Here is a 24,286-nt window from a genome sequence, read left to right as displayed (position 1 = left end):
GTCATGCGGTGACGTCCTCCATTTCCGGCTTTCTCGTAATCCACTCCGAAGGCGCTTGCCATCCGCCCCGTCGGGATGAAAGCATAACATCACAACCGGCAAAGCCGGGACCGGGGAGGAGTATGACGATGTCCGAGTTCACGCGGCGCACGGCGCTTCGTGCCGGCCTTTTGGCCGTGCCTGCCCTTGCGGCGCCGCCGCTGGTGGCCAAGGTTGGCGCCCAGCAGGCCTTCGACTGGCAGCGCTTCAAGGGCGAGAAGGTCGAGGCCAGCCTGACCTCCAACCCGCGATCCTCCCTGCTGATCCAGCACCAGCGCGAATTCGAGGACCTCACCGGCATCAAGGTCGGCGCCGAGCAGATCCCGGAGCAGCAGCACCGCCAGAAATTCGCCATCGAATTCGCCTCCGGCCGGCCGTCCTTCGACGTGGTCGGCATCAGCCTGCATGTGAACAAGCGCCAGGTCGGCCGCGCCAAATGGTGCTCCGACATCAAGCCGATGATCGCGGACGCGTCGCTGACCGCGCCCGACTTCGACTTCGCCGATTTCGGCGCCGGCGCGGTGACCTATTCGACCCAGGCGGACGGGCGGATGGACACCCTGCCGGAGTTCACCGACTACTTCATCATGTACTACAACAAGGACCTTCTGGCGGCGAAGAACATCGCCGTGCCGAAGACCTTCGACGAGCTCTACACCGCGGCCAAGGCGCTGACCGACCCCGCCAAGCAGCAATACGGCTTCGTCGGCCGCGGGCTGCGCAACGCCAATGTGGTGCTGTGGAGCTCCTTCCTGCTCGGCACCGCGCAGCGCGACACGGTCAGCGCCGACATGAAGCTGCAGACCGACACGCCGGACGCCATCTGGGCCACCCAGATGTACCAGAAGATGATGCGCGAATGCGCGCCGCCGGGCAGCGTCGGCTTCAACTGGAACGAGTGCCAGACGACCTTCATGCAGGGCCGCGCCGCCTTCTGGATCGACGGCGTGGGCTTCGCAGCACCGCTCGAGGACAAGACCCGCTCCCGCGTCGCCGGCAAGGTCGGCTATGCCGTGGTGCCGGCAGGCCCGGCGCATCACCATTGCGCGCTGTTCGGCACCGCCTTCGGCATCAGCGAGCAGAGCCGACGCAAGGGCGCCGCCTGGTACTACCTGCAATGGGCCAGCGGCAAGGCGAACCAGCTGCGCTACCTGACCTCCGGCGCCGGCGCGCCCGCCCGCAGCAGCCCCTTCAGCAACGAGGAGGCGATCAGCAGCAGCCGCTTCCCGCGCGAGTTCTTCACGACGCTCTCGGAAAGCGCCCGCATCGCCCGCCCGGGCCTGCCGGAGATCGTCCCCGTCACCGAGTTCCGCGACACCATCGGCACCGCCATCACCAACACCATCGGCGGCGCCGATCCGGCCGCCGAGCTGAAGCGCGCCACCGACGCCTTCCGCCCGGTGCTGGAGCAGTCGGAGCGCGCCACCTGATGCCAGGGGGCGCAACCGCCCTGCCGGGAGGGGCGGCGACCGCGGCCGCCGCCCCGCGCCGCCGCAACTATGCCCGCCGCTATGGCTGGTTCATCGTCCCCGCCGGCATCGTGGTGCTGGCCGTCATCCTGTTCCCCTGGGCCTTCACCCTGTTCATGTCGGCCCATGAATGGAAGATCGGCGGCGGCCACCATTTCGTCGGCCTGGACAACTACCGCAAGCTGTTCACCGACGAGCGCTTCCTCTCCTCGATCGCGCGGACGCTGTATTTCACGGCGCTGGCCGTGATCCTGCCGATGGTCTTCGGCGTGGCGGCGGCGCTGGTCTTCGCCCGCAACTTCCCGCTGCGCGGCCTGGCGCGGACCATCTTCATCCTGCCGATGATGGCGACGCCGGTGGCGGTGGCCCTCGTCTGGACCATGATGTTCCACCCGCAGCTCGGCGTGCTGAACTGGATCCTGACGCAATTCGGCATCCCGCCCAGCATGTGGATCTACGACGCCGCCACCGTCATCCCGACGCTGGTCATGGTCGAGGTCTGGCACTGGACGCCGCTGGTCATGCTGATCGTGCTCGGGGGCCTGGCCTCGCTGCCGATCGACCCCTACGAGGCCGCGAAGATCGACGGCGCCAATGCCTGGCAGTCCTTCCGCCACATCACCTGGCCGCTGCTGCTGCCCTTCATCGTCGTGGCGCTGATCATCCGCACCATCGACGCGCTGAAGGCCTTCGACACCATCTACGTCATCACCCAAGGCGGCCCCGGCACCAGCAGCGAGACCATCAATATTTTCCTCTATCTGCAGGGCTTTGCCTACTACAACATGGGCTACGCCAGCGCGGTGGTGGTGGTGTTCTTCCTGCTGATCGTGTCGCTCGCCGCCCTGCTGCTCTGGACCCGCAACCGGGTGAAGGACGCGGCATGATGCGGATCCTCGAAAAGATCGGCTTCGCCATCGCGGTGCTGATCCTGGTCTCGCCCGGCGCCCTGGTCTTCCTCTGGATGCTGTCGCTGGCGCTGAAGACCGAGCTCGACAACACCGCCTGGCCCCCCGTCTTCATCCCCGACCCACCCGTCTGGGACAACTTCCTGTCCGTTTTCGCCCGCAACGACTTCCTGCTCTACACCTGGAACAGCGTGGTGACGTCGTTCAGCGCGACGGGCCTTGCCCTGCTGATCGGCGTCCCCGCCGGCTACGGCATCGCCAAGATGCGCGCGACCCGCGCCGCCATGCTGATCCTCATCGCCCGCATCACCCCGGGCCTGTCCTACCTGATCCCGCTCTTCCTGCTGTTCCAATGGCTGGGCCTGACCGGCACGCTGACGCCCATCATCATCACCCACCTGGTCATCACCGTGCCCATCGTGGTCTGGGTCATGATCGGCTTCTTCGAAGGCCTGCCCGCCGAGCTGGAAGAAGCCGCCCTGGTCGACGGCGCCACCATCTGGCAGGCCTTCCGCCACGTCGCTTTCCCCCTGGCCAGGCCGGGGATCACCGTGGCGACGATCCTGTCCTTCATCTTCTCCTGGAACAACTTCATCTTCGCCATGGTCCTCGCCGGGCGCGAAACCCGCACCCTGCCCGTGGCGGTGAACAACATGCTGACCTTCGAGCAGATCTCCTGGGGGCCGCTCGCTGCCGCCGCCCTGCTGGTGACGCTGCCGGTGCTGCTGCTGACCCTGGCGGCCCAAAAACAGATCATCGCGGGGCTGACGGCAGGTGGCGTCAAAGGCGGATAAACAGAGAAGCATCCGGGGGCATTGCATGCCCCCGGGCCCCCCCATCAACGGCCGACACCCGCGCAGCACCAAGACTGCACCTCCGTCAGGGCAGCACGGCGGGACGACAGGCTGGTCAGAAGCGACAGGCGTCGGTATTGCCGAGAGCATGTCGACCAGGCCGCCCGCCATCCTCCAGCTGCTGCCCGCCCTGAACAGCGGCGGCGTCGAACGCGGCACCCTGGAAATCGCCGAAGCCCAGGCCGCCGCCGGATACCACCCCGTCGTCGCCTCCGCCGGCGGACGCCTGGTGCCGGCCCTCGAAGCCCTCGGCGCCACCCATGTCACCCTGCCGCTGACCGGCAAGTCGCCCTTTGCCTGGGCCAGCAACGCCCGGGCGCTTCAGGCTGTCATCCGAACCCACGGCATCCGCCTGGTCCACGCCCGCTCCCGCGCCCCCGCCTGGGCCGGCCTCTCCGCGGCGCGCCGGGAAAACATCCCCTTCGTCACCACCTATCACGGCGCCTACAACGAGAACGTCCCCGGCAAGCGCCTCTACAACTCGGTCATGGCCCGCGGCGACCGCGTCATCGCCATCAGCCATTTCATCGCCGACCTCATCCAGGCGCGGCACGGCACCGACCCGTCGCGCATCCGCATCATCCCGCGCGGCGTCGACCTGCGCCTCTTCGACCCGGCGGCCGTCACGCCGGACCGGATCGAGGCCCTGCGCCAGGCCTGGGACATCCCCCGCGACCGCCCAGTCATCCTGCTGCCCGCCCGCATCAGCCGCTGGAAAGGGCAGGGAGTGCTGCTCGACGCCCTTGCGAAAATGGAAAGAAAGCCTTTCGCCATCCTGCTCGGCGACCATGGCCGCGGCGCCTATGCGGCCGAGCTGCGCGCCCGCATCGCGACCCTCGGCCTGACGCAGGACGTCGCCATGCCCGGCCACACCGGCGACATGCCCGCGGCGCTGCTGCTGGCAGACTTGGTGCTGCACGCCTCCACCGATGCGGAAGCCTTCGGCCGCAGCGTCGTCGAGGCCCAGGCCATGCGCCGCCCGGTCATCGCCTCCGACCTCGGCGCCCCGCGCGAGACCGTGGCGCAAGGGCTCACCGGCTGGCGCGTCCCCCCGGGCGACCCGGCCGCCCTGGCGACGGCCATCGGCACCGTCCTGGCCATGCCGAATGAAGACCGCGCCGCCATCGGCGACGCCGCCCGTGCCGCCGTGCAGCGCGACTACACGACGGCGGCCATGCAGGCCTCGACCATTGCCGTCTATCGGGAGCTGCTGGGCGCATGACGACGCGCATCCTGGTCATCAAGCTGGCGGCGCTGGGCGACTTCGTGCAGGCCTTCGGCCCCTTCGCCGCCATCCGCGCGCATCACGCTGACGCCGAGATCACCCTGCTGACCACGAAGCCCTTCGCGGTCCTGGCAGAAAAATCCCCCTGGTTCGACCGCGTCTGGGCCGACGGCCGGCCTTCCTGGGGCGACCTGCGCGGCGTGGCCTCGCTGGCGCTGCGCCTGCGCCGGGCGCGCTTCGACCGTGTCTATGACCTGCAGACCTCCAGCCGGTCGTCGCGCTACCGCCTCTTCACCGGCGGCCGCGCCGAATGGTCGGGCATCGCCGCCGGCGCCAGCCACCCGCACGCCAACCCGCTGCGCGACGCCATGCACACCGTCGAGCGCCAGCGCGAGCAGCTCGAGATGGCCGGCATTTCCGCCTTCCCGCCGCCCGCCCTCGACTGGCTCGCCGGCGACCTGTCATCCTTCGCGCTGCCGGAAAGGTTTTTCCTGATGATCCCCGGCGCCTCGCCCGGCCGCCCCGGCAAGCGCTGGCCGGTCGAGCATTTCGCCGAACTCGCCGCGGCCTCGGACATCCCCGCGGTCATCCTGGGCGGCCCGTCGGAAAAGGACCTGGCGGCGCGGATCGTCGCGGCCGCGCCTTCGGCCATCGACCTGACCAGCCGCACCGACCTGACGCAGATCGGCGCACTGGCCCGGGCGGCGCATTGCGCCATCGGCAACGACACCGGCCCGACGCATCTGGTCGCCGCCGCCGGCTGCCCGACGCTCGCCCTCTTCGGCCCGGACAGCGACCCCGCCCTCTGCGCCCCGCGCGGCCCGGCGGTCGCCGTGGCGCGCGGCCTGCCCATGGCCGACCTCTCGGTCGAGGCGGTGCGCCGGGCGTTGGCCACCCTCGGCGCCTGACGCCTCAGGGCAGGGGAGAGATCGCCCGCTTCAGGCTGCGCAGCGCGAAGGCGGTGCGGGTGTGCCGCACGCCCGGCAGGCGATAAAGCTTCTCGCGCAGCAGCGCCTCGTAGCCGGCGGTGCCGCCGACGGCCGCCTTGATCAGATAGTCGTATTCGCCGGTGGTCAGGTGGCATTCCAGCACCTCCGGCATGTCCTGCACCGCCTGCTCGAAGCGGGCCAGCGCCGTCTCGTCATGCTTCTCCACCATGATCTCGACGAAGACCGTGTCGGGCAGGCCGAGCTGCGCCTGGTCCAGCAGGGCGACATAGCCCTGGATCACCCCCGACTGCTCCAGCCGCCGCACCCGGGTCCAGCAGGGCGAGGGCGACAGGCCGACCTCGGCGGCCAGCTCGGCATTGGTCAGCCGGGCATTGCGGGCGAGCGCGCGGAGGATGCGGTGGTCGGTCTGGTCCATGGCAGGGGGCTTTCGTCTCAGGCGGCCCGGACGGCCGGCGCCGGTCGGCGGGTCCGTTTCCGGAGTTTTTTCAATTCACTGGCAAGGATGCGGCAGCGCGGCCCACGCCCGGCGCAAATTTCTGCCACGTTCAGGCTGCAAGCGTCGTTCGACGCGGCAAGGGCACAACCGCTGGCTGTGGTCGCCAACGCAACATTGACAGCGGAGGTGTTTTGCTCACAGCATCGGGAGGAGAGGGGGCAGCAATGCGCCTGCATGGCTATCGCCGCTGTGTCGCCACCTGGCGGGTCCAGATCGCCCTTGCCCTGAAAGGGGTCGAGGTCGAGACGCTGCTGCGCGACCCGCCCGACGAGGCGTCCCGCGCCGGCCTGCCGCCGCGGCTGCCGCTGGGCCTGGCCGCCGCCGTGCCGGCCGGCCCCAACCCGATCCTGCAGCTGCCCGACGGCACGCTGCTGCACAACGCCATGGCCATCCTGGAATGGCTGGAGGAGATCTGGCCGTCGCCGGCGCTGCTGCCGCCCGATCCGGCGACCCGCGCCCGCGTCCGCGCCTTCTCCCAGGCCATCGCCGGCGAGATCGCGATGCTGCACGCCGCGCGCGTGCTGGCGCGCCTGCGCGCCACCGGCGCCTCCGAGGGCCAGGCCCAGGGCTGGGCCCGCCAGGCCATCACCGAAGGGCTGGAAGCCGGCGAGGCGCTGCTCGACGACGCCGCCGGCCCCTTCTGCTTCGGCGACAGCCCGGGCTTCGCCGATATCCACCTGGTGCCGCAGCTGCAGATGGCGCGCCGCTTCGGCGTGGAGCTCGTCTTCCCCCGCCTGCTCGCCGCCGAGGCGGCCAGCCTGACCCTGCCGGCCTTCCACGCCACCCTGCGGGAGACGCAGCATGCCTGACAGTCCGGTCTGCAGCCTGTGGTTGTGCATGCGACGCTTCTACGCCCCATCCGGTGCGCTGACCAGCACGAGCTTCGCCATTCTGGCGAGCCTGCTGCTGGCGGGCCCCGCCCGGGCGCAGGGCCAGACGCCGCTGCGCAGCATCGCCGTGCCCGCCGAGGCCGGCATTGTCATCCCGCCGCGCGGCCAGGAACGGCCGCGGCTGGTGGCGCCGCCATCAGCCGCAGCGTCCGTGGCCCCAGGCGGGGCTTCGGGCGCGCTGGCGGGTGGCGCGCTCGCCGGCGGCGCGGTGGCCGAGGCCGCCGCCCCCGTCATCCTGGCGCCGGCCGCCGGCATGGGGCTGGCAGCGCCGCTCGGCATCGGCCTGCCGCTGGTGGCCGCGGCGCTGCTCGGCACGGGCGCGGTTGGCGGCGGCTCGGGCGGATCCTCGGGGGCGTCCACGACCTCGTCCTCGGGCGGCGCGCCGGCCCGTACCAGCCGCTGATTCGATGCGGTAGCGTACCGCGCTACCAATTCCAGATTTTGGAATATCACCGGCGGAAAAATTAACATAAGCGTGACCGCGGCCGTTGACGGGCGGCGTCTTCAGTCGCATTGGCTGCGGCCACACACCGTGGCCATCCCCGAGGCCGGGGTTCACCGTCGCGGACCGGGAAAAGGGAATTCGGGGTGATGGCGACACGGGATGGCGCCTTGGCGCGGGCGGCGCGCTTTTTCGACGAGGGCGGCTTCGCCGACCGGCTGAGCGCGCTGGTCGCGATCCCCTCCACCTCGCAGGAGGAGCAGCACGCGCCGGCGCTGGCCCGCTACCTCGAGGAAGGCATCGCCCCCTGGCTGGCCGAGATGGGCTTTTCCAGCCATCTGCATGAAAATCCCGAAGCCGGCTTCGGCCCGATCCTGACTGCGACCCGCATCGAGGATCCGGCGCTGCCGACCGTGCTGCTCTATGGCCATGGCGACACCGTCGCGGGCTTGGCGGCGCAGTGGTCCGACGGCATCGCCCCCTGGGCGGTGACCGACCGCGGCGACCGCTGGTACGGCCGCGGCACCGCCGACAACAAAGGCCAGCACGCCATCGACCTGGCCGCCCTGCAGGCCGTGCTGGACGAGCGCGGCGGCCGCCTCGGCGCCAATGTCAAGCTGGTGCTGGAAACCGCCGAGGAGCGCGGCAGCAAGGGCCTGCGCGATTTCGTCGCCGCTCATGCCGAGGCGCTTTCGGCCGATGCGCTGATCGCCTCCGACGGGCCGCGCGTCGAGCCCGGCCTGCCGACCATCGCCACCGGCACCCGTGGCACCTGGCATTGCGACCTGGTCGTGCGGCTGCGCCAGGGCGGCGTGCATTCCGGCCATTGGGGCGGGCTGACCACCGATCCGGCGATCCTGCTGGCGCATGCCCTGTCGACCATCATGGACCGCAACGGCAAGATCCTGGTGCGCGGCTGGCTGCCGGGCGACGGGTTGGGCAGTGCCGTGCCGGCCGCGGTGCGCGCCGTGCTCGAGGGCTGCCCGGTCGGCGGCGGCGACGGCGCGGCCACCATCGACGAAGGCTGGGGCGAACCCGGCCTGACCCCGGCCGAGAAGATCTATGGCTGGAACAGCTTCATCGTGCTGGCCATGACCAGCGGCGTGCCGGCCAACCCGGTCAACGCCGTCGCGCCCGACGCCCGCGCCCATTGCCAGATTCGCTACACCGTCGACAGCGACCCGGCCGGCTTCGAGGCGGCGCTGCGCCACCATCTGGACCTGCACGGGCTGGAGGCGGTGGCCATCGAGCAGGCCGCCATCCGCATGCCGGCCAGCCGCACCGCGCCCGACCACCCCTGGGTGCGCTGGGCCCAGGCCAGCATGGAGAAAAGCCTGGGCCAGCGGGTGCAGGTCATCCCCAACAGCAGCGGCGGCCTGCCGGGCGACGTCTTCGTCGACCATCTGGGCGTGCCGCTGGTCTGGGTGCCGCACAGCTACAACGGCTGCAAGCAGCACGGCCCGGACGAGCACCTGCTGAAGGCCCCCGCCCGCGAAGGCCTGCTGGCTTTCGCCGGCCTGTGGTGGGACCTGGGCGAGCCGGGGACGCCCGCCCGCTAGTCGCCCAGCGCCGCCTCGGCCAGCAGCCAGTCCTGGAAGGATTGCAGGGCCGGGCTGGCCGGGCGCGAGCGCAACCGGGTCAGCCAGTAGCTGCCCAGCGCCACCTCCTGCGCGAAGGGCCGCACCAGCCGCCCGGAGCGCAGGTCGCGGGCAAACAGCCGCGCCGGCAGCAGCGCGACGCCCGCCCCCTGCGCCGCCGCCTCGGCGAGGGCCAGGGAAGAGTCGAACAGAAAACCGCGCAACGGCGGGCAGGGCAGGTCCAGTCCGGCGAACCAGCGCGCCCATTCATCGGCGCGGTAGGAGCGCAGCAGCGTCTCGGTGGCAAGATCCTCGGGCCGCCGCAGCCGCGGGGCGAGGGCCGGCGCGCAGGCCGGGGCGAGGGGCGCGGCGAAAAGCTCCACCGCATCGGTCCCGTGCCAGGCGCCGTCGCCGAAGCGGATGGCACCGTCCAGCCCTTCGCCCGCCAGGTCGACCCGGTTGTTGTTGGTCTGCAGCCGCAGGTCGATGAAAGGATGCGCCGCGCGGAAGCGCTCCAGCCGCGGCAGCAGCCAGCCGACCGCGAAGCTGCTGACCACGCCGAGCGTCAGCACCTCCTGCAGCTGCCCGCCCTCGAAGCGGTCCAGCGTGCTGGCGATGCGGCGGAAGGCCTCGGCGATCTCGGGCAGCAGCGCCGCGCCCTCGTCGGTCAGCGCCAGCCCGCGCGGCAGCCGGCGGAACAGCGCGACCCCCAAGTTTTCCTCAAGGCTCTTCACCTGGTGGCTGATGGCGGCCTGGGTGACATGCAGCTCCAGCCCCGCCTTGGTGAAGCTGAGATGGCGGGACGCCGCCTCGAAAGCCCTGAGCGCGTTCAGGGGCAAATGGGTGCGCATCGGTCCTGACCCAAATTTTCCTGAGGTTTCGCCCGAGATCTCCCCGTTTGTCGAGGGGCTCGCCACCCGCCAGCTTGCCGCCACACCGAACCGGAGGACGCCCCGCATGACCATCCACCGCCGCAGCCTGCTCGCCGCCGGCCTGGCCCTCGCCGCCACCCCGGCCTTCGCGGCCTCGCCGCTGGAACAGCGCCTGGCCGAGATCGAGGCGCGCAGCGGCGGCCGCCTTGGCGTCGCCATCCTGGTCGCCGGCACCGCCCGCCATGCCGGCCACCGCCTGGACGAGCGCTTCCCCCTGTGCAGCACCTTCAAGGTCCTGGCCGCCGCCGCCGTGCTGGCCCGCGTCGATGCCGGGCAGGAGCAGCTCGACCGCCCGATCCGCTTCACCCGCGACCAGCTCGTCGCCTATTCCCCCGGCACCGAGGCCGGCGCCGGCGGCCCCGGCCTGCCGATGCGCCACCTCTGCGAGGTCGCCGTGACGCTGAGCGACAACACCGCGGCCAACCTGATGCTGCAGAGCCTGGGCGGCCCGGCGGGCCTGACGGCGTGGCTGCGCGGCCTGGGCGACGCGACCACGCGCCTGGACCGCATCGAGCCCGAGCTGAACGAAGGCACCCCCGGCGACCCGCGCGACACCACGACGCCCCTGGCGATGAGCCAGACCCTGGAGAAGCTGATCCTGGGCAATGCCCTGAAGCCCGACAGCCGCGCCCTGCTGACCCGCTGGCTGGTCGAGAACAAGACCGGCGATGACCGCCTGAAGGCCCGCCTGCCGAGCGGCTGGCGCGCCGGCGAGAAGACCGGCACCGGACCCCGCGGCAGCACCAACGATGCCGGGATCCTGTGGCCGGCGGACAGCTCGGCGCCGCTGCTGGTCTCAGCCTATCTGACGGGGACTTCGGCACCTCTCGCCGCCCGCAACGCGGCGCTGGCGGAAGTGGGGAAGGCGGTGGCAGAGTTTTATAAAGCCATCTGAAGAACAGGAAGATCGGGCAGGCTGGGGGAATGAATTCCCCCAGACCCCCTTCTTTTTTCTGGTGTGACTGCCGTGTCCACGTGGAGACAGTACGTGAAACGGCCCATCGGCAGCGCGACCTGCGAGCGAGCGCCGGTTGTATGAAAATGCATCCCGCTTCGACGCCCTGGTGTCGCTGCCGGTGAAGCGCTGAGCGTCAAACAGCCAACAGAACAGAAAGAAGAAGGGGTCCAGGGGAATTCATTCCCCTGGCCTGCCCCTGTCTTCTCTGTCAGCCCCGACGCAGCACCAGCGCCGTGATGTCATCCGCCTGCGGTGCCCCGTTGACGAAGGCTTCCACCGCGTGGAGCAGCGCCTCGACCACGCTGGCGGCGGGGCGGGTGGCGCAGGGTTCGAGGGCCGCCTCCAGCCGTTCGCGGCCGAAGAAATCGCTGTGGGCGTCTTCGGCTTCGGTGACGCCGTCGCTGAACAGGAGCAGCGCTTCGCCTGCCGCCAGGGACAAGGGATCGCTGCTGTAGGGGTAGTCTTCCAACGCGCCCATGGCGGGCTGGCGGGTGAGGCCGGTGAGGGGCGCGATGCCGGCGGCCGACAGGCGATAGGGTGCCTCGTGGCCGGCGACGCAGATGCGGCCCTCGCCGGTGGCGGCGTCGAGGACGGCCAGCGCGATGGTGACGAAGGTCAGGCTGTCATTGTCGCGGGCCAGGTCGTCGTTGGCGCGGGTGATGATGGCGGCCGGGTCGGGGGTGGTGCCCTCGGCGGCCAGCAGCACGGCGGCGGCGCGGATCAGGCCCAGGCTGCGGGCCATGGTCAGACCGGCCGGCGCGCCCTTGCCGGAGACGTCGGCGACCGTGATCAGCAGCGTGGTTGGGTCGATGCGGAAGGCGTCGTAGAGGTCGCCGCCGACCTGGCGCGCCGGCACCATGGCGGCGCAGAGGTCGAGGCCGGCGGGCGCGATGGCGCGGAAGTCGCGCGGCACGAGGGAAAGCTGCGCGGCGCGGGCGGATTCGAGCTCGGCCTCCAGCAGGGCCAGGCGCTGGTCGGCGAGGTCGCGCAGCCGCTTCTTCTCCAGCACGGCGCCGAGGCGGGCGCGGAGCAGGGGAAGATCGAACGACTTGGGCAGGTAGTCCTCCGCGCCGAGCTCGATGCAGCGGACGATCTTCTCCATCTCGGTCAGGGCCGAGATGACGATGACCGGCGGCGCCGCGCCGCGCGCGGCGTGCAGCTGCTCGAGCACGGCGATGCCGTCGAGCTTGGGCATCTCCAGGTCCAGCAGCACCACGTCGAAGCGCTGGCGCTCGATGGCGGCCAGGCCCTGCTCGCCGTCTTCCGCCATGGTGATGTTGGCGTAGCCGAGCTCGCCGAGACGCCGCTTCAGCATCAGCCGGTTGAAGCTGCTGTCGTCGACGATCAGCAGGGCAACGTCGCCCTGACTGTCCAGCGAAGCGCTCATGCGCCGTGTCCTTGGATGCCTTGGCCGGCCATGCTTTCCACCGTGTTTCTTGTCTCGGTCGCCAGTTTTGCCAGGTCGATCATGGTCACGGTGATCTCCTCGGCCGCGGTCGCGTTGGACTGGCCGATCCGGGTCAGGGTGCCGACGCGCGCATGGATGTCGGTGACGGTGGCCTGCTGCTGCTCCATGGCCACCGCGATGGCCCCCGACAGGCGGGCGCCCTCGGCCACCAGCCGCTCCAGCGCGTCCATGTCCTCGCCGACGGCGGCGGCCGTGCCGCTGCCCTCGCGGGTGCGGCGGCCGGCGATCAGCACCACGTCGGCGATCTCCTGCGCCAGGCTCTCGCTGCTGGTGGCCAGCGCGCGCACTTCCTCGGCGACGACGGCCAGGCCGCGGCCGTGCTCGCCGGCGCGGGCGGCCTCAATGGCGGCGTTGATCGCCAGGATATTTGTCTGGGTCGCGATCTTGGCGATGGTGCCGGCGATGCGGGTGACCCGCTCGGTGTCGTCGCCCACGGCATCCACCAGCTCGATCAGGCTGCGCACCTTCACCAGGTTGATGCCCAGCAGGTCCTTGGCGTGCTGCGCCTGGTCGTTCGAATCGGCGGTGGTGCGCACCACCTCGCGGATGGCGCTGGCCGATTGCGACAGCGCCTCGCCCACCTGGCGCAGCTCCGACAGCTGGGTCATCGAGCCGTCGCTGACCTGGCCGATGGCGTCGGAGGCCTGGGTGGTGGCGACCGCGGTGCGGCGGGCGTTCTCGGCCGCCTGCTCCGACAGGTTGCGGCTGGCCTGCAGCCCCTGCTTGAAGACGACGACGGCGCGCGCCATCTCGCCCAGCTGGTCGGCCCGCGCCGTCTCCGGCACCGCGCGGTCCAGCCGGCCGCGGGCCAGCTGATCCATGGCGCCGGCGATGCGGCTGAGCGGGCGGGCGATGAGGGCGACCAGCACCACCAGGATCAGCGCGCAGCCGGCGAGGCCGGCGATGCCGGCGGCCAGCACGATGCGGCGCGCCTGCTCGGCGAGGTCCCGCGCATCGCGCAGGCTGGCGTCGCCGCGCTTCTGGACGAAGTCGCGCGCCGCATTGGCCACCCGCGTGTAGGTGGTCATGTAGTCCAGCCATTCTTCCTGCAGCGGGCCGAAGCGGTCGCGCTGGCGCCCGGCGAAAGCGCTGCGCACCTGCTCGACGAAGCCGGGCATGCGGGCGGCCATGTCGCGCCCGCCGCTCATCAGGATCGGGTCCAGCTCATGGCCGAGCAGCGTGTTGACGCGGGTGAAGCTGGCCAGGATCCGCTCCGAGCCGCGCACCATCCGCGGCGCCGCCGGCACCGGCTGCAGCACGCCGGCGATGACGCTGGCGAAGCCGGCTGAGAAATCGGCGACATGCTGGGTCAGCTCGTCGACGGCGGCATCGGCCTGGCGGTCGCGCACGCCGATCTGCTCGATGAAGGCGGCCTGCCGCTGGCCGGTGACCAGTGCCGTGCCGCTGAGCAGCAGCACCACGCCCAGCATCAGCGCCGCGACCAGCCCGGCGCGGGTGCCGATGCGACCGGTCCAGGCGGAGATCCGGCCGCGCCGCGCGCCGCCGCGCAGCGCCCAGCCACGCGGCGGCGCGCCAGGGGGTCCTTCGGGAGGAGCGGGCAGGACCGGTTCGGCGGGCGGGGTCGCGGACATTCTGTTCCCGGGCGGCAGGCGGGGCGCAGGCTACCGCCTCCACGGGGGGTGCGCCAAGCCGCAGGCGGCGGAAGTGATGCGCGGCGCGCGGCTTTGCGGGTTGCCGGGGGGCAGCGCGGGGGCAATCCTGGCCGGGTCCAAGAAAAAACGGAGCGCCGACCATGGCCGATGCCGCCGCCTATCCTTTCACCGCCGCCGACCTGGAGGCGCTGCGTGCCTGGGACACGCCGACCATCTGCAACGCGCTGGAGCTGGTGGCGCCGGAGCGGCGCGGCCATGGCTACACGCTGCGCCCGCTGGTGGCCGCCGACGTCACCCTGAAGCCGATCTGCGGCCTGGCCCGCACCGGCACGATCCGCGCCGCCGCCCCCTCCGGGCGCCTGGCCGAGGTCGACCGCGGCATCCGCACCGGCTGGTACGAATACGTGGCCGAGGCGGCGATGCCGACCGTCGTGGTGCTGCAGGACCTGGACGACACGCCCGGCTACGGCGCCTTCTGGGGCGAGGTGCACAGCGCGGTGCACAAGGCGCTGGGCTCGCAGGGCTGCGTCACCAACGGGTCGTTCCGCGACATCGACGCGCTGGCGCCCAACTTCCAGATCCTCGGCATCGTCAATCCGAGCCATGCCTATGTCCACATGGTCGCCTATGGCCAGGAGGTGTCGGTTCATGGCATGGCCTGCGCGCATGACGCCGTGGTGCATGCCGACCGGCACGGCGCCGTGGTGATTCCGCATGCGGTGGTGCGGCAATTGCCCGCGGCGATCGAGCTGGGCGCCCGGCGCGAGAAGGTCATCCTCGACCTTTGCGCATCCGACAGCTTTTCCGTGGCGGCGCTGAAGCAGGCGCTGTCGCGGGCCCAGGAGATCCACTGACCCCATGACGACCCCTGTCCGTCTTTCTGCCCTTCTGCTCGCGCCGCTGGTGCTCGCCACCACGGCCTTGGCCCAGGAGGATGGCTGGTCGCGCTTCCTGCCGGAGACCGCCCCCGGCATCGCGGCCTGCCTGGAAGGCGAGGCAGGGGCCGCCGCCACCGCCGCCCTGCCGATGAACCACGGCCGGGTGCTGGTGCGGATCACCCGCAGGGATGGCGACCGGCTGGAATGCGTGGCCGAGCTCGGCGTCCCCGGGACCCGCGCCCGGCGCGAGCAGAGCCGCAGCGTCGGCGCTGCCCCCCCGCTGCCGGGCGAGGACGCCCAGCGCCTGAGCCTGGCGCCGCTCTGTCCCGGCGCCACCCCGGTGCCGCAGGCGGCGGGGCTGTTCCTCAATCCGCCAGGCTGCCGCTGAGCCTTGTCGTGGCGGAGGGCGACCTCCGCCGCGGCCTGCATCCCATGAAATTCTTGCGAAAATCAAACGTTAACGGATGGACAGCTTAAGCTGCCGCCCCTAGAAGGGTCTGATAATAAAGATTTTTTCACAGGGAAGTCGAGATGGGTGGAATTCTGGACGCCATCGGTCGCCGTCACGGAACCGACAAGGCCTCGGACAGGAACGACTTTCTCCGTTTCTACGAGCCCTTCGTGGCGCCGATGCGCGACCAGCCCGTCAAGGTGCTGGAGATCGGCGTGCTGGGCGGCGGCTCGGTGCGGATGTGGCGCGACTACTTCGTCAACGGCCAGGTGATCGGCGCCGACATCAACGAGGCGGTGCGCGCCTATGCCGGCGACCGCCTGGCCATCGAGATCGCCGACCAGAGCAGCCTGGACGACATGCGCCGCCTCGCCGCCCTTGGCCCCTTCGACCTGATCATCGACGACGGCTCGCATGTCTGGAAGCACCAGATCGACAGCTTCAACACGCTGTTCCCCTCGCTGCGCCCGGGCGGGATCTACATCGTCGAGGATCTGGACACGAGCCATGGCCGCTACATCCCCGATTACTGCGGCGGCGGCGGCCCGTCCTGCATGCAGTACCTGCAGACGCTGAACGACTGGGTGGTGGGCTGGCGCCAGATCGACGGCATCGAGGCCAATGAGGAGCTGCGCCGCATCTGGCCGCTGGTCGACCACACCGCCTTCTACCGCGGCACCGGCCTGATCCGGCGGAAGTCTTCCTGAGGACGGCTTGGCGTTCCGCCGCCCTGGCCGCAGTCTGGCAGCCCTGGATGACGATGCGGGATGAGATGATCGAGACGGAGAATCGCGGGGCCATCGGCCCCGTCCGCCCCGAATGGACCGACCACTACGGCCATATGAACATGGCCTTCTACCTGGTGGCCTTCGACATGGCGACCGACCTGCTCTGGCCGCGGCTGGGGCTGGGGCCGGCCTTCCGCGCCCAGGGCCTCGGCACCTTTGCTGCCGAAAGCTGGGTCGCCTATCAGCGCGAGGTGCTGGAGGGCATGCCGCTCGCCGCCAGCAGCGAGGTGCTGGCGCATGATGCCAAGCGGCTGCTGCTGCGCCACCGGCTGTTCCACGCCGCCGAAGGCTGGCAGAGCGCCGAATGCGAGTTTCTCTTCCTCTGCGTCGATCTGGAGAAACGCAAGGTCGCCGCCTGGCCCGACGCCATCCAGGCGGCCTTCGCGGCGAACCAGGGCGGCGCGCCGGCGAAGCGCCTGTCGCTGAAGCGGCCTTAACTCCCCGATAACCCCGCGCTCCTAGCCTGCCGGCGGACCGCTTGCGGGGAAGGGGATTCGCGGATGGCGGATGCTGGGCCAGGACAGGCCATCGGACAGGGGGCCATCGGACAGGAGGCCATCGGACAGGAGGCCATCGGACAGGGGGCCGTCGGACAGGAGGCCATCGATCAGCAACCGGAGACGGCGCGGCACGCCTGCGCCGCCTTCGAAGCCGCCACCCTGCCGCTCGACCGGCTGACCACGCCGCTCTGGGTCTATGACATCGACCAGGGCCGGGTGGTGTGGGCCAATGCCGCCGGCCTGCTGCTCTGGCAGGCTCCCAGCCGGGAGGCGCTGGCGGCGCGCGAGCTCGGCCGCGAGCTGTCCGCCGCCGTCGCCCGCAAGCTGCGCCAGTACCAGGAGGATTTCATTGCCTGCGACGCCAGCTTCGTCGAGGTCTGGACCCTCTATCCGAACGGCAAGCCCCGCCCGGTCACCGCCGCCTATCGCGGGCTGCGCCTGGCGGACGGCCGCATGGGCATGCTCTGCGAGGCGCTGGGCGACGTCGAGGCCCGCGCCGACACGCTGCGCAGCGCCGAGGCGCTGGTGCATACATCGGTGATGATCGCCCTCTACGATCATGCGGGCGAGCTGCTCTACCGCAACCCGGCCGCCCGCGCCGCCCTGCCGGAGGGCAGCCACAGCTTCGCCGCCCGCTTCCTCGACGGCGCCACGCGCGAGGCGATGCAGGCTGCCCTGGAGCAGGCCGGCGAGGCCCGCATGGTCGCCCAGCTGCGCACCGCCGGCGGGCCGCGCTGGCACGACATGACGCTGCGCCGCTGCCGCGATTCGGCGACCGGCCGCCCGGCGCTGCTGGTCAGCGAGGTCGACATCTCCGAACTCAAGGAGGCCGAGCGCAAGGCCGACTACCTGGCCAGCCACGACACCCTGACCGGCCTGCCCAACCGTGCCTCGCTGCACCCCATCTTCGACCGGCTGCGCGGGCAGGCGTCGCAGGATGGCGGCGGCATCGCCCTACTGTTCATCGATCTGGACGGCTTCAAGCATGTCAACGACGTCTTCGGCCATCCGGTCGGCGACCGGCTGCTGGTGGTGGTGGCGCAGCGGTTGCGGGCGTGCCTCCGCGCCGGCGACGGCGTCATCCGCCTGGGCGGCGACGAATTTTTGCTCCTCATCCGCCTGCAGCCGGATACCGGGCTGGCGGGCGGGCCACAGGCGGGGATCGACGCCCTGGCCGGACGGTTGCGGGAGGCGCTGTCGCAGCCGATCCAGCTGGCCGAGCACCGGCTGCAGGTGACGCCCTCGATCGGCATCAGCCTCTATCCCGACCACGCGGCCGAGGTGGATCTGCTGGCGCAGCAGGCCGACCTGGCGCTCTACGAAGCCAAGGCTGCCGGCCGCAACGTCTGGCGCTATTTCCTGCCGGAGATGGACCAGCGCGCCCGCGACCGCCTGGCGCTGGAGGAGCAGCTGCGCGCCGCCCTGCAGCAGGACGAATTCTTCCTGTTGTTCCAGCCGCGGTTGTCGGTGCGGGAGGGCAGGGTGCTCGGCGCCCAGGCGGTGCTGCGCTGGCGCCACCCGCAGCGCGGCCCGATCGACCCGGAGGATTTCCTGCGCGTCTGCGCCGAGCCCGGGCTGGTCGACCCGCTGGGGCAATGGATGCTGCTGTCCGCCGCGCGGCAGCAGGCGCGCTGGGCGGCGCAGGGCTTCGGCGCCGTGCTGGCGGTGAAGCTCTATCCGCGGCTGTTCCGCGCTGCCGACGGGCTGGCCCTGCTGCAGCGCATCCTGGACGAGAGCGGCTGCGACGCCCGCCGCCTGGAGCTGGAGGTCACCGAGGCCATGCTGGCCGCCGAGCCCGCCGAGCTGGTTCGCGCCCGCCTGGTGGAGCTGCGCGCCATGGGCTTCCGCCTGGCTGTCGAAGGCTTCGGCAGCGGGCCCGCCAGCCCGGTGGCGCTGCGCAGCTTCCCGCTGGACCGGCTGAAGCTGACCCCGGCCGGCCTGCCGGCGGAGGCGGCGGCGCTGGTGGCCTCGCTGGGGCGGCTGCTGGACGTGCCGATGCTGGCCGAAGGGGTGGAAAGCCTGCGCCAGCTGGAATGGCTGCGCGCCGAAGGCATCGACGACTACCAGGGCGAGCTCTGCAGCCCGCCTTTGCCGCCGGAAGAGATGGCGGCGCTGCTGCGGGCGGATCGGGAGTGGGTTTTGCCGGTGGCAGAACAGAGCTTGGGTAGGTTGGGGGAATGAATTCCCCCAAGCCCCCTTCTTTTTTCTGATCATCGGCCGTTTGACGGGCAGCGCTTCAAGGCGCTCCACACCAGGGCGTCGCGGCGGGACGCGCTCGCTCACAGGTCGCGCTGACGTTGGGCCGTTTCACGTCCTGTCCCCACGTGGACACGGCAGTCTGATAGAAAAAAGATGGGGTCCAGGGGAATTCATTCCCCTGGCCTGCCAAAAGCCTTTCAGTTCTTCTCGATATTCCAGAACACCATCACCGGCGCGTTCAGCACGCCGCTGATGTTGCTGCGCCGGGCGTAGGGCTGGTCGAACTGGCCGAGGACGCGATAGGGCTGCGACACCGCCAGCCGCGCGTGCAGCGCGTCCAGCGCCGCCTTGCGGCCGGCCTCGTCCACCGCGTCGACCACGGCGTTGCGCAGGCGCTCGGCCTCGGCGTCGCAGGGCCAGCCGGCCCAGGCGCGCTCGCAGGCGCTGTTGGTGCCAATATTGGTCACCGGCGACTGCATGGTCCCGCCCGAGGCCGTGGTGACGAACAGGTTCCAGCCCCCCTGGTCCGGCGGGTCGCGGCGCGGCTGGCGGCTGGTCACGTTGCCCCAGTCGGCGAATTGCAGGTCGACGTTCAGGCCGATCTTCTGCAGCGAGGCGGCGGCGACCTCCGCCATGCGCCCGATCGCCGGGATGTCGTGCGAGGAGATCATCACCACCCGCTCGCCCTTGTAGCCGCTTTCGGCCAGCAGCGACCGGGCGCGTTCCAGGTTCGGGGTGGCGTAGCCCGTGGCACCTGCCTCGGTGCCGTTCGGGCCGCCGCAGATGAAGAAACTGCCGCAGCGCTTCCACCACTGCTCGTCGCCATAGCCGGCGGCCATGAAGTCGCCCTGGTCGGTCGCATAGGCGAGCGCCAGGCGGGCGCGCGGGTCGTTGAAGGGCGGGTGCAGGTGGTTCGGCCGCAGCATCGCCTGGTTGGCCAGGCTGGCATAGCGCTCGACGGCGATGCCGCGGCTGCGGCGGATCACCGGGATCAGGTCCTGGCTGGGCTGCTCCCACAGGTCGATCTCGCCGGTCTGCAGGGCGGCGGCCGCCGTCGCCGGGTCCGGCATGATGTGCCATTCGACGCGGTCCAGCTTGACCACGCGGCCGCCGGCCAACCCGTTCGGCGGCTCGGCGCGGGGGACATAGTCCGGGTTGCGGTCGTAGACGATGCGGGCGCCGCTGCGCCATTCGCCGCGGTTGAAGCGGAACGGGCCGCTGCCGATGGTCTCGGTCACCGGGCGGGTGGGCTCGGTGGTGGCGTCGCTCTCGCGCATGATCGCCGGGATCTGGCCGGTGGCCGAGCCCAGCGCGAAAGGCACCAGCCCCATCGGCTTGCTTAGCCGCAGCGCGAAGCGGCGCTCGTCGATCACCTCCAGCGATGCAGTGTATTCGGCCAGCTTCACGCCCACCGTGTCGCGCGCCATCCAGCGCTTCAGCGAGGCCACCACGTCGCGGCTGGTGACCGGCTGCCCGTCATGGAACTTCAGCCCTTCGCGCAGGCGGAAATTCCAGGTCAGGTTGTCGGCCGCGGTCTCGACCTGGTCGACCATCTGCGGCTGCGGGTTCAGCTGGTTGTCCCAGGCGAACAGCGTCTCGTAGATCATCAGCCCGTGCATGCGGGTGATGGTGATCGAGGCGAAGACCGGATCCAGCGTGCGCAGATCGGCATGCGGCGCGACGCGCAGCACGCGGTTGGCCGGCGACGCCGCGGTCTGGGGCCCCGTTTGGGCGGCCGCCATGCCGCCGCAGAGGAAAGCTGCGCCGGCCAGCAGCAGGCTTGCGAGGTGTCGGGTTTTCATCAGCCGTGATCCGGGACGTTCTGCAGGCGGAAGTGCAGCACCCGCGAACGGTGGCTGGCAAGCCGCAGCGACCCATCGGCTTGCAGCCACAGGCAGGGGCGATGCCGCCAGGGCCCGTGCTTCAGCTCGGCCAGCGCACGGCCGCCCGGCAGTGGCGTCAGCCGCGTCTCGGCGCCGAGCCCGCCGGGCCAGGGCATCCGCGCCGTGCCATCCGTGCGGATCTCGATCACCCCGCCGAAATCCGGCTCCTGCCAGCGCCCGATCAGCCGCGGGTCGAGCGGCGTCTGCCCCGGAACTTTCTCCAGCCGCCGGGCGACCCCGCCGATTCGCCCTTCCAGCACCGTATCGCTCTGCGCATTGAGAAAGATGTCGAGATAGGATGGGATGCTGCGCAGCCCCCCGTCGGCGCCCTGCATCAGCCGCTCGAACCCGCCCATGACGCTGATCGAATCCGCGCCGAGCTCCGCCCAGAACGGCCCCTCGGCCTCGGCATAGAGCCCCGGCGCCAGCGCGGCGGGGATGGGCGGCGCCTCGCCCAGCAGGGCGGCCAGGACCGTCAGCGCCGGCCACAGCGCATCCTCCTCGCGGTTGGTCAGCACGACGACGCCGACGCCCTGGTCCGGCGCCATGAGGACATGGTTGCGATAGCCCGGCAGCGAGCCGCCATGGCCGACGATCCGCGACTGCCCCAGCCGCGTCTCCACCAGGCCCAGCCGGTAGACGCTGTCGCTGCCATCGGCGAAATGCCGCGTCATGGTCAGCCGGTCGAGCATCCCCTCCAGCGGCCCGGCGCCCGACAACAGCGCGGCGCTCCACTTCGCCAGCGTGTTGGCGCTGGCCACCAGCCCGCCCGACGGCGAGAAATGCATCCCGTACCGCCCGCGCCGCCAGGACAGCCCGTCCCACCAATAGCCGGTGGCCAGATCGCGCAGCGGCTCGGTCTCGTCGCTCGGGAAGCTCACCCGCAGCGTCAGCGGCGCCAGCAGCCGCCGCTCCAGCGCGTCGCGATAGCCGGTGCCGCGCTGCGCTTCCAGCACCGCCTCGGCCAGCCGCCAGCCGGTGTTGGAATAGGCCATCTCCTGCCCCGGCGGCGCGCAGAGCCCGGGCAGGCGCTTCAGCAGCGCCATCACCTCCTCCCGCTCCAGGCTGGCGGTATAGGGAATGCCCTGCTGCCACAGCACCTCCATCATGTCCGGCAGCCCGCCGGTCATGTCGAGCGCGCGCTCCAGCGGCACCGCGCCGATCGCCGCCGGCAGGCCGGGCACCAGGCTGCCCAGCGGCGCCTCCAGGGGAATGCCCTCCAGCAGCAGCGTCGCCGCCATGAAGTGCTTGCTGATCGAGGCCAGGCGATTCTCGGTGTCCGGCGTGAACGGCACCGACAGCTCGAGATTGGCATAGCCGCCGGCATTGGTGGCCTTGATGCCCGAGGCATCGAACAGGACGATGGCGCCGCCGGGGCCGCGTTCCTCGGACCATCGGCCGGCAATGGCAGCCGCCTCGGCGGTGGCGCGGTTCCAGTCCATGGGCGTCTCTCCTGGCATTCTGCGAAGAGCGTCGCGCTGGAAGGCAGGCAAGGCAAGGCTGGGGGCGCCGCCCCCAGACCCCCGCCGGGGGGACAGTGTCCCCCCGGACCCCGACATCAGTCAGCAGGCGTCAGGGCGCGAAGGCCAGCCAGCACGCCGCGGATCAGGGGCATGCCCACGCCCTCAGGGTCGGTCATCAGCGACTCCGGGTGGAATTGCACGGCGGCCAAAGGCAGCGCGCGATGCTCGATCGCCATGATCACGCCATCCTCGGTCTCGGCCGTCGCCTCCAGCACATCCGGCAGCGCGACCCGCCGGGCATGCAGGGAATGGTAGCGGCCGACGGTGAAACGCTCCGGCAATGCTGCCAGCAGGCGGCCACCGACACGCCGCACCGGCGAAGGCTTGCCATGCATCGGCATGGCGAGCTGGTCCAGGCTGCCGCCGAAATGCTCCACCATCCCCTGCAGCCCGAGGCAGACGCCGAAGCCCGGCAGCCCGCGCTGCAGCATCAGCGCCAGCGTCTCCGACATGGCGAAATCCGCTGGGCGGCCGGGACCAGGAGACAGGAGCACCAGGTCGGGCGCCGCCTCCTCGCGCAAGGCGGCCCGGGCCAGCTCGGGCCGCAGCGTCCGCAGCTCGGCGCCGGCCGCGCGGAAATAGCCGGCCAGCGTATGAACGAAGCTGTCCTCGTGATCGACCAGCAGCACCCGCGGGCCGGCGACGCGCGCCATGGCGGCGACGGGCGTGGCGGCAGCCGGCGCGCCCTCGCCGCGGATGGCGGCGAACATGGCGCTGGCCTTCAGCCGGCATTCCGCCTCTTCCGAGGCCGGGTCGCTGTCATGCAGCAGCGTGGCGCCGGCGCGCACCTCGGCGACCCCGTCCTTCAGCCGGATGGTGCGCAGCGTCAGCCCGGTGTTCATCTGCCCGTCGAAGGTGAAGCGGCCGATGGCCCCGCCATACCAGCGGCGGGCCGAGCGTTCCTCCGCCTCGACATGGCGGATCGCCCAGGTCTTCGGCGCCCCGGTCACCGTCACCGCCCAGGCATGCGACAGGAAGCCGTCCAGCGCGTCGCGGCCGGGCAGCAGCGTGCCTTCCACATGGTCGACCGTGTGGATCAGCCGCGAATACATCTCGATCTGCCGGCGGCCGATGACGCGGACCGAGCCAGGGACGCAGACGCGCGATTTGTCGTTGCGGTCCACGTCGGTGCACATGGTCAGCTCGCTCTCCTCCTTGGCGGAGTTGAGCAGGGTGCGGATGTTCTCGGCATCCTCCAGCGCGTCGCGGCCGCGGCGGATGGTGCCGCTGATCGGGCAGGTCTCGATCCGGCGGCCCTCGACCCGGACGAACATTTCCGGGGACGCGGCGACCAGGAACTCGCCCTCGCCCAGGTTCATCAGCGCGCCATAGGGCGAGGGGTTCACCCGCCGCAGCCGCTCGAACACCGCGCTGGGCGCGTCGGGGCAGGCGGCCGCGAAGGTCTGGCCCAGCACGACCTCGAACAGGTCGCCGCGGGCGAAGGCCTGCTGGGCGCGCTCGACCATGGCGGCATATTCGCCGGGGCCGTAGTCGCTCTCGGCCGGCGCCGCGTTGGACCCGGCGCGGAAGGGATCGGCGGGCGTCGCGCGGGGCAGGGCCTCGGTCGCGGCCTCGCCGACCGAGAAGTCGTAGCGGTGCAGCGTGGCGGCGCCGGAAAGGTGGTCGACCACCAGGATCTCGTCCGGCAGGTAGAGCACGAGGTCGCGCTGGTCCTCGGCGCGCGGCAGGCGCAGCGCCATCGGCTCGAACTGGAAGACCAGGTCGTAGCCGAAGGCGCCGTAGAGCCCGAGATGCGGGTCGGCATCGCTGGCGAAGAGGTCGCGGATCGCCCGCAGCGCCGAGAAGACCGACGGCAGGCGGGAGCGTTCCTCTTCCGGCAGCCGCTCGACCGGCGTGCGGATGGTGAGCGTCACCTCCTCGGCCCCGGCGGCGAGGTGTTCCGTCTCCGGCAGGGCGCGCAGCGCGGCGGCGACCGGCGGCAGCAGCAGCGCGCCGCGGGCGTTCAGCGCGGTGATCCGCATCGCGCGGCCGCGCGCGGTGACCATCAGCGGCGGGTCGGAAAAGCCCAGGTCCCAGCGGGTGTAGCGCCCCGGGAATTCGAAGGACGAGGACAGGAGAACGCCGCGCTGCCGGTCCAGCCTTTCGGCCAGGGCCTGGCGGCTGCCGGCATAATCGGCGGGCTGCGCGACATGCCGGACGACAAGGCCGCCGGCGGTGGTGAATGCGGTGGGGGAGGGGTCTTGAGGCACGGGTGGATCTCTCCGGAGGGGGCGCCTCGGGGG

At 71.2% G+C, this 24,286-nt stretch carries 21 protein-coding genes; 14 read left to right on the top strand and 7 right to left on the bottom strand.

Annotation, left to right across the window (positions count from 1 at the left end):
* Positions 1-128: 128 nt before the first annotated feature.
* The 5 genes from BKE38_RS26215 to BKE38_RS26195 all read left to right on the top strand — a co-directional run bounded on the left by BKE38_RS26215 (position 129) and on the right by BKE38_RS26195 (position 5,403).
* Positions 129-1,469, top strand: a complete 1,341-nt coding sequence (locus tag BKE38_RS26215) for an ABC transporter substrate-binding protein (protein WP_076960149.1) — start codon at positions 129-131, stop codon at positions 1,467-1,469.
* Entirely contained in the window at positions 1,469-2,395 is a 927-nt protein-coding gene (locus BKE38_RS26210; RefSeq protein ID WP_076960148.1) for a carbohydrate ABC transporter permease, read from the top strand. The genes BKE38_RS26215 and BKE38_RS26210 overlap by 1 nt, the downstream gene beginning before the upstream one ends.
* A complete protein-coding gene (locus BKE38_RS26205) occupies positions 2,395-3,210 on the top strand; it encodes a carbohydrate ABC transporter permease (protein ID WP_242662577.1) in 816 nt (271 codons plus the stop codon). Before BKE38_RS26210 ends, BKE38_RS26205 begins: the two co-directional genes overlap by 1 nt.
* Positions 3,211-3,358: 148 nt before the next feature.
* On the top strand, positions 3,359-4,492 hold the full coding sequence (locus tag BKE38_RS26200; RefSeq protein WP_076960146.1) for a glycosyltransferase family 4 protein: 1,134 nt from the start codon (positions 3,359-3,361) through the stop codon (positions 4,490-4,492).
* Positions 4,489-5,403 carry a glycosyltransferase family 9 protein gene (locus tag BKE38_RS26195; RefSeq protein WP_076960145.1) on the top strand — a complete coding sequence of 305 codons (915 nt, stop codon included), beginning with the start codon at positions 4,489-4,491 and terminating at the stop codon, positions 5,401-5,403. Before BKE38_RS26200 ends, BKE38_RS26195 begins: the two co-directional genes overlap by 4 nt.
* Before the next feature lie 4 nt (positions 5,404-5,407).
* Here the strand turns inward: BKE38_RS26195 and BKE38_RS26190 are convergent, their stop codons facing one another.
* Positions 5,408-5,860 carry an Lrp/AsnC family transcriptional regulator gene (locus tag BKE38_RS26190; RefSeq protein WP_076960144.1) on the bottom strand — a complete coding sequence of 151 codons (453 nt, stop codon included), beginning with the start codon at positions 5,858-5,860 and terminating at the stop codon, positions 5,408-5,410.
* A 245-nt stretch (positions 5,861-6,105) separates the two neighbouring features.
* Here BKE38_RS26190 and BKE38_RS26185 point away from each other — a divergent pair, with 245 nt between their 5' ends.
* The 3 genes from BKE38_RS26185 (at position 6,106) to BKE38_RS26175 (ending at position 8,832) form a co-directional block, all read left to right on the top strand.
* The gene (locus tag BKE38_RS26185; RefSeq protein WP_076960143.1) at positions 6,106-6,750 is read left to right on the top strand and encodes a glutathione S-transferase N-terminal domain-containing protein; all 645 of its coding nucleotides are present in this window, start codon (positions 6,106-6,108) and stop codon (positions 6,748-6,750) included.
* Positions 6,743-7,234: a hypothetical protein gene (locus BKE38_RS26180; RefSeq protein ID WP_131829735.1), complete on the top strand. Its 492-nt coding sequence runs from the start codon at positions 6,743-6,745 to the stop codon at positions 7,232-7,234. The genes BKE38_RS26185 and BKE38_RS26180 overlap by 8 nt, the downstream gene beginning before the upstream one ends.
* Before the next feature lie 188 nt (positions 7,235-7,422).
* Positions 7,423-8,832: a M20/M25/M40 family metallo-hydrolase gene (locus BKE38_RS26175; protein ID WP_076960141.1), complete on the top strand. Its 1,410-nt coding sequence runs from the start codon at positions 7,423-7,425 to the stop codon at positions 8,830-8,832.
* Here BKE38_RS26175 and BKE38_RS26170 read toward each other — a convergent pair.
* Entirely contained in the window at positions 8,829-9,701 is an 873-nt protein-coding gene (locus BKE38_RS26170) for a LysR family transcriptional regulator (RefSeq protein WP_076960140.1), read from the bottom strand. The two genes, BKE38_RS26175 and BKE38_RS26170, sit on opposite strands and share 4 nt — an antisense overlap.
* 106 nt (positions 9,702-9,807) lie before the next feature.
* On the opposite strand from BKE38_RS26170, the gene bla reads away from it, so the two are divergent.
* Complete coding sequence (gene bla, locus BKE38_RS26165; protein WP_076960139.1) at positions 9,808-10,677, top strand: class A beta-lactamase; 870 nt, start codon at positions 9,808-9,810, stop codon at positions 10,675-10,677.
* Positions 10,678-10,948: 271 nt separating this feature from the next.
* Here the strand turns inward: bla and BKE38_RS26160 are convergent, their stop codons facing one another.
* A complete protein-coding gene (locus BKE38_RS26160) occupies positions 10,949-12,127 on the bottom strand; it encodes a PP2C family protein-serine/threonine phosphatase (RefSeq protein ID WP_076960138.1) in 1,179 nt (392 codons plus the stop codon).
* Positions 12,124-13,800 carry a methyl-accepting chemotaxis protein gene (locus tag BKE38_RS26155; RefSeq protein WP_076960137.1) on the bottom strand — a complete coding sequence of 559 codons (1,677 nt, stop codon included), beginning with the start codon at positions 13,798-13,800 and terminating at the stop codon, positions 12,124-12,126. The genes BKE38_RS26160 and BKE38_RS26155 overlap by 4 nt, the downstream gene beginning before the upstream one ends.
* Positions 13,801-13,961: 161 nt before the next feature.
* Between BKE38_RS26155 and BKE38_RS26150 the strand changes: the two genes are divergently transcribed.
* From BKE38_RS26150 to BKE38_RS26130, 5 genes are all read left to right on the top strand, one after another.
* Positions 13,962-14,675, top strand: a complete 714-nt coding sequence (locus tag BKE38_RS26150; protein ID WP_076960136.1) for an RraA family protein — start codon at positions 13,962-13,964, stop codon at positions 14,673-14,675.
* A 4-nt stretch (positions 14,676-14,679) separates the two neighbouring features.
* Complete coding sequence (locus BKE38_RS26145; RefSeq protein ID WP_076960135.1) at positions 14,680-15,087, top strand: hypothetical protein; 408 nt, start codon at positions 14,680-14,682, stop codon at positions 15,085-15,087.
* 143 nt (positions 15,088-15,230) lie between these two features.
* Complete coding sequence (locus BKE38_RS26140) at positions 15,231-15,857, top strand: class I SAM-dependent methyltransferase (RefSeq protein WP_083747887.1); 627 nt, start codon at positions 15,231-15,233, stop codon at positions 15,855-15,857.
* A gap of 47 nt (positions 15,858-15,904) precedes the next feature.
* On the top strand, positions 15,905-16,375 hold the full coding sequence (locus BKE38_RS26135; RefSeq protein ID WP_083747886.1) for an acyl-CoA thioesterase: 471 nt from the start codon (positions 15,905-15,907) through the stop codon (positions 16,373-16,375).
* A gap of 63 nt (positions 16,376-16,438) precedes the next feature.
* Positions 16,439-18,619: a putative bifunctional diguanylate cyclase/phosphodiesterase gene (locus BKE38_RS26130; protein ID WP_076960132.1), complete on the top strand. Its 2,181-nt coding sequence runs from the start codon at positions 16,439-16,441 to the stop codon at positions 18,617-18,619.
* Positions 18,620-18,834: 215 nt separating this feature from the next.
* Here BKE38_RS26130 and BKE38_RS26125 read toward each other — a convergent pair whose 3' ends face one another.
* The 3 genes from BKE38_RS26125 to BKE38_RS26115 all read right to left on the bottom strand — a co-directional run bounded on the left by BKE38_RS26125 (position 18,835) and on the right by BKE38_RS26115 (position 24,253).
* Positions 18,835-20,439: an ABC transporter substrate-binding protein gene (locus tag BKE38_RS26125; RefSeq protein WP_076960131.1), complete on the bottom strand. Its 1,605-nt coding sequence runs from the start codon at positions 20,437-20,439 to the stop codon at positions 18,835-18,837.
* On the bottom strand, positions 20,439-21,962 hold the full coding sequence (locus BKE38_RS26120; RefSeq protein ID WP_106409314.1) for a serine hydrolase domain-containing protein: 1,524 nt from the start codon (positions 21,960-21,962) through the stop codon (positions 20,439-20,441). The genes BKE38_RS26125 and BKE38_RS26120 overlap by 1 nt, the downstream gene beginning before the upstream one ends.
* 116 nt (positions 21,963-22,078) lie before the next feature.
* Entirely contained in the window at positions 22,079-24,253 is a 2,175-nt protein-coding gene (locus BKE38_RS26115) for an anthranilate synthase component I (protein WP_076960129.1), read from the bottom strand.
* Positions 24,254-24,286 lie beyond the last annotated feature (33 nt).

Origin of the sequence: Teichococcus deserti (genome assembly GCF_001982615.1) — a bacterium.
GTDB classification, from domain to species: Bacteria; Pseudomonadota; Alphaproteobacteria; order Acetobacterales; family Acetobacteraceae; genus Pseudoroseomonas; species Pseudoroseomonas deserti.
Note: the sequence above shows the minus strand (reverse complement) of the source record. Positions and strands in the feature narration are given on the sequence as shown.

Coding starts and splice junctions, on each gene's coding strand:
- BKE38_RS26215 (WP_076960149.1), top strand. CDS start 129: ATGTCCGAGTTCACGCGGCGCACGGCGCTTCGTGCCGGCCTTTTGGCC.
- BKE38_RS26210 (WP_076960148.1), top strand. CDS start 1,469: ATGCCAGGGGGCGCAACCGCCCTGCCGGGAGGGGCGGCGACCGCGGCC.
- BKE38_RS26205 (WP_242662577.1), top strand. CDS start 2,395: ATGCGGATCCTCGAAAAGATCGGCTTCGCCATCGCGGTGCTGATCCTG.
- BKE38_RS26200 (WP_076960146.1), top strand. CDS start 3,359: ATGTCGACCAGGCCGCCCGCCATCCTCCAGCTGCTGCCCGCCCTGAAC.
- BKE38_RS26195 (WP_076960145.1), top strand. CDS start 4,489: ATGACGACGCGCATCCTGGTCATCAAGCTGGCGGCGCTGGGCGACTTC.
- BKE38_RS26190 (WP_076960144.1), bottom strand. CDS start 5,860: ATGGACCAGACCGACCACCGCATCCTCCGCGCGCTCGCCCGCAATGCC.
- BKE38_RS26185 (WP_076960143.1), top strand. CDS start 6,106: ATGCGCCTGCATGGCTATCGCCGCTGTGTCGCCACCTGGCGGGTCCAG.
- BKE38_RS26180 (WP_131829735.1), top strand. CDS start 6,743: ATGCCTGACAGTCCGGTCTGCAGCCTGTGGTTGTGCATGCGACGCTTC.
- BKE38_RS26175 (WP_076960141.1), top strand. CDS start 7,423: ATGGCGACACGGGATGGCGCCTTGGCGCGGGCGGCGCGCTTTTTCGAC.
- BKE38_RS26170 (WP_076960140.1), bottom strand. CDS start 9,701: ATGCGCACCCATTTGCCCCTGAACGCGCTCAGGGCTTTCGAGGCGGCG.
- bla (WP_076960139.1), top strand. CDS start 9,808: ATGACCATCCACCGCCGCAGCCTGCTCGCCGCCGGCCTGGCCCTCGCC.
- BKE38_RS26160 (WP_076960138.1), bottom strand. CDS start 12,127: ATGAGCGCTTCGCTGGACAGTCAGGGCGACGTTGCCCTGCTGATCGTC.
- BKE38_RS26155 (WP_076960137.1), bottom strand. CDS start 13,800: ATGTCCGCGACCCCGCCCGCCGAACCGGTCCTGCCCGCTCCTCCCGAA.
- BKE38_RS26150 (WP_076960136.1), top strand. CDS start 13,962: ATGGCCGATGCCGCCGCCTATCCTTTCACCGCCGCCGACCTGGAGGCG.
- BKE38_RS26145 (WP_076960135.1), top strand. CDS start 14,680: ATGACGACCCCTGTCCGTCTTTCTGCCCTTCTGCTCGCGCCGCTGGTG.
- BKE38_RS26140 (WP_083747887.1), top strand. CDS start 15,231: ATGGGTGGAATTCTGGACGCCATCGGTCGCCGTCACGGAACCGACAAG.
- BKE38_RS26135 (WP_083747886.1), top strand. CDS start 15,905: ATGACGATGCGGGATGAGATGATCGAGACGGAGAATCGCGGGGCCATC.
- BKE38_RS26130 (WP_076960132.1), top strand. CDS start 16,439: ATGGCGGATGCTGGGCCAGGACAGGCCATCGGACAGGGGGCCATCGGA.
- BKE38_RS26125 (WP_076960131.1), bottom strand. CDS start 20,439: ATGAAAACCCGACACCTCGCAAGCCTGCTGCTGGCCGGCGCAGCTTTC.
- BKE38_RS26120 (WP_106409314.1), bottom strand. CDS start 21,962: ATGGACTGGAACCGCGCCACCGCCGAGGCGGCTGCCATTGCCGGCCGA.